3 protein-coding genes and 1 pseudogene are annotated in these 3,782 nt (G+C 55.4%); all 4 read right to left on the bottom strand.

The annotated features are described in order from the left end of the window. A partial coding sequence (fusA, locus tag B2R48_RS17380) for an elongation factor G (protein ID WP_297003042.1) occupies positions 1–1,625 on the bottom strand: 1,625 nt, incomplete at its 3' end. Between the two features lie 27 nt (positions 1,626–1,652). Beyond that, positions 1,653–2,120 (bottom strand): 30S ribosomal protein S7, encoded by a 468-nt coding sequence (gene rpsG / locus B2R48_RS17375; RefSeq protein ID WP_062955413.1) that lies wholly within the window; start codon positions 2,118–2,120, stop codon positions 1,653–1,655. A 12-nt stretch (positions 2,121–2,132) separates the two neighbouring features. Next, positions 2,133–2,504, bottom strand: a complete 372-nt coding sequence (gene rpsL / locus B2R48_RS17370) for a 30S ribosomal protein S12 (RefSeq protein WP_008892339.1) — start codon at positions 2,502–2,504, stop codon at positions 2,133–2,135. Between the two features lie 371 nt (positions 2,505–2,875). Then, positions 2,876–3,782: pseudogene (locus B2R48_RS17365) on the bottom strand (DNA-directed RNA polymerase subunit beta'); the annotation flags it as partial.

Genomic DNA, 3,782 nt, shown 5'->3' with positions numbered 1-3,782 from the left:
ACACCCGGGATGTATTCCTTCGGAACGTTACCGCCAACAACGGTATCGGTGAAGGAGAAGCCCGAACCCGGTTCGCCCGGGGTGAAGGTCAACTTGATACGTGCAAACTGACCCGAACCACCCGACTGCTTTTTGTGGGTGTAGTCGATGTCGACCGACTTCGAGATGGTTTCACGATAAGCAACCTGCGGCGCGCCGACGTTTGCTTCGACTTTGAATTCACGCTTCATACGATCGACAAGAATGTCGAGGTGAAGCTCGCCCATACCGGAAATAATGGTCTGGCCGGATTCGTGGTCGGATTTAACACGGAACGACGGATCTTCCTGAGCAAGACGTGCCAGGGCGAGACCCATTTTTTCCTGGTCGGCTTTCGATTTCGGCTCAACAGCGATTTCGATAACCGGATCCGGGAATTCCATGCGCTCGAGGATGATCGGCTTGGCCGGGTCGCAAAGGGTATCACCAGTGGTGGTGTCCTTGAGACCAACCAGAGCAACGATGTCGCCCGAGCAAGCGTATTTGATTTCTTCGCGGTTGTTCGAATGCATAAGAAGCATGCGGCCGATACGTTCTTTTTTCTCTTTGACAGAGTTCATAACGTAGGAGCCTGCTTCGAGCACACCCGAATAGATACGCGCGAAGGTCAGAGAGCCGACAAACGGGTCGCTCATGATCTTGAACGCAAGTGCCGAGAACGGTGCTTCGTCGGTCAGCGGACGGCTATCGGGCTCGTCTTCGGTGTTCGGCTTAACGCCACGAACATCGTCGATGTCGTCCGGTGCCGGCATGTAGTCGACAACAGCATCGAGAAGCGGCTGAACGCCTTTGTTCTTGAACGCGGTACCAAGAAGGACCGGAACAAGTTCGCCAGCAATCGTGCCCTTACGGATGCACTCTTTGAGCTTCTCTTCGCTCGGCTGTTCACCTTCGAGGTAAGCTTCCATAGCTTCTTCGTCACACTCGACTGCCTGCTCGATCAGGGCTTCGCGGTATTCAGCGGCCTGATCAGCGAGGGAGTCGCGAATGTCACGGTATTCGAACTCTGCACCAAGGCTTTCGTCTTTCCAGACGATTTCCTTGTTGCGAACGAGATCGACAACACCTTCGAAATCACCTTCGGCACCGATCGGCAGCTGCATGACAGCGGCATTGGCACCAAGGCGTTCCTTGATCATTTCGACGCAACGGAAGAAGTCCGCACCGGTACGGTCCATTTTGTTGACAAAGCACATACGCGGAACGTGGTACTTGTCAGCCTGGCGCCAAACGGTTTCGGTCTGCGGCTCAACACCGGAAACGGCATCGAATACAGCGCAGGCACCATCGAGAACACGCAGCGAACGTTCAACTTCAATGGTGAAGTCAACGTGGCCCGGGGTATCGATGATGTTGACACGGTGGTCGTTCCAGAAGCAGGTCGTCGCAGCAGACGTAATCGTAATGCCACGTTCCTGTTCCTGTTCCATCCAGTCCATGGTCGCGGCGCCGTCGTGGACTTCGCCGATCTTATAGGACTTGCCGGTGTAGAAAAGGATTCGCTCGGTGGTCGTCGTTTTACCAGCATCAATGTGTGCCATGATGCCAATGTTACGATACCGAGAGATCGGAGTGCGTTTTACCATAATCGACTCTTGATCTTGAGGTCTGGGTTACCAGCGATAATGAGCGAAAGCCTTGTTGGCTTCAGCCATACGGTGGGTGTCTTCGCGTTTCTTGACGGCCGAACCACGGTTGTTGGCTGCGTCCATCAGTTCGCCGGCAAGACGACCAACCATGGTGGTTTCGGAGCGCTTGCGAGCTGCGTCAACCAGCCAACGAATGGCCAGCGCCTGACGACGCTCGGTACGAACTTCAACCGGAACCTGGTAGGTAGCACCACCAACACGGCGTGAACGAACTTCGACGTTCGGCTTCACGTTATCCATGGCTTCGTGGAACTGGGCAACCGGGTCTGCACCCTTGCCTTCCATAACTTCCAGGGCACCGTAAACGATCTTTTCAGCTGCGGATTTTTTACCATCCAGCATCAGACCGTTCATGAATTTAGTCAGAACCTTATCGCCATATTTGGCATCAGGCAGAACTTCGCGCTTTTCAGCAGCGTGACGACGTGACATCTGAGCTGCTCCTTATTTCGGACGCTTCGCGCCGTATTTCGAACGACGCTGTTTACGGTCTTTGACACCCTGCGTATCGAGGGTACCGCGAATGATGTGGTAACGCACACCCGGCAAATCTTTTACACGGCCGCCGCGGATCATGACGACGGAGTGTTCTTGCAGGTTGTGGCCTTCACCCGGAATGTAAGAAGTTACTTCGTAGCCGTTGGTCAAACGAACACGAGCAACCTTACGAAGTGCCGAGTTCGGCTTCTTCGGGGTGGTGGTATAGACACGGGTGCAAACGCCGCGTTTCTGCGGGCATGCTTCCAGTGCCGGAACCATATCGCGCTGGGTGCGCGGAGTCCGCTTTTTGCGGATCAACTGGTTAATAGTGGGCATTAACTTTCCCTTTTACTTTAACGGACGCCACTAGGGCGCTGCTCTTATCGACGCACGACGAGCGACCACGCGTCTTTGTATTTTTTACAAAAACACGCGCGGACGCCCATAAAAGCAGGAGTTCCTGCCTCGACGGCCGTCAGAGTCGCACTCAAGCGATGGGGGGCGAAAACCGCCCGCTACCGCACAAAACGGCACCGGCACAGCTACACCCCCCTAGATTCGGTGGGCGCATACTAGTGACGGCCCCCTTTTGCGTCAAGCAAAACCCTCTGGGCCTTCGAGTTGGCGCTTCAAACGCCGAAACGAGCCGGTGCGTCGATAAGAGTCCGGCTCGTTTCTGATTCTTTTAACTGTCTGGCGCGACGAACTTATTCGCCTGCCGGCAGGGTAGCGGTGTCGGCATCGGACTGCGGACCGAAGTTGTCGCCGATTTCCTCTTCTGCCTCGATCTGTACCGTTTTGTCGCGTTCGGCAGCCAGTGCACGGAAGCGGTTCATCACCGCGCCGGTACCAGCCGGGATCAAACGACCCACGATGACGTTCTCTTTCAGACCGATAAGGGTATCGGTTTTGCCCGAGACAGCTGCCTCGGTAAGAACGCGCGTGGTTTCCTGGAACGACGCGGCCGAAATGAAGGAGTGCGTCTGGAGCGAGGCTTTGGTGATCCCCTGGAGGACCGGTGCGCCTTCGGCCAGTTCGCCGCCTTCTTTAAGAGCACGTTCGTTTTCGGCATCAAAATCAACGCGGTCAATGATTTCGCCAACCAGAAGCGTGGTGTCACCCGGCTTGGTGATTTCCACTTTCTGCAGCATCTGACGTACGATGACTTCGATGTGCTTGTCGTTAATCTTCACGCCCTGCAGACGGTAGACTTCCTGGATCTCGTTGACCAAGTAATCTGCCAGTGCCGGAACGCCCATAACACGCAGAATATCGTGCGGAACCGGTGAACCATCAAGAAGCTGGTCGCCCTGTTCGACGAAGTCCCCTTCCTGAACGGCAAGGTGCTTGCCTTTCGGGATCAGGTATTCGACCGGTTCGGTCAGACCCGAGTCTTCGAGCGGGTGAACCACGACGCGACGCTTGTTCTTGTAGTCCTTGCCGAATTCGACGCGACCCGGGATATCCGAGATAATTGCGTGTTCTTTCGGTTTACGGGCTTCGAACAATTCGGCAACACGCGGCAGACCACCGGTAATGTCACGGGTTTTCGAACCTTCACGCGGGATACGTGCAAGCACGTCACCAGCTGCGACCTTCTGACCGTTCTCGACC

This window comes from Thalassospira sp. UBA848, from assembly GCF_002295455.1.
Classification (GTDB): domain Bacteria; phylum Pseudomonadota; class Alphaproteobacteria; order Rhodospirillales; family Thalassospiraceae; genus Thalassospira.
Note: the sequence above shows the minus strand (reverse complement) of the source record. Positions and strands in the feature narration are given on the sequence as shown.

Bases quoted from the DNA above. Each gene is read 5' to 3' on its own strand.
- rpsG (WP_062955413.1), bottom strand. From the start codon at position 2,120: ATGTCACGTCGTCACGCTGCTGAAAAGCGCGAAGTTCTGCCTGATGCC.
- rpsL (WP_008892339.1), bottom strand. From the start codon at position 2,504: ATGCCCACTATTAACCAGTTGATCCGCAAAAAGCGGACTCCGCGCACC.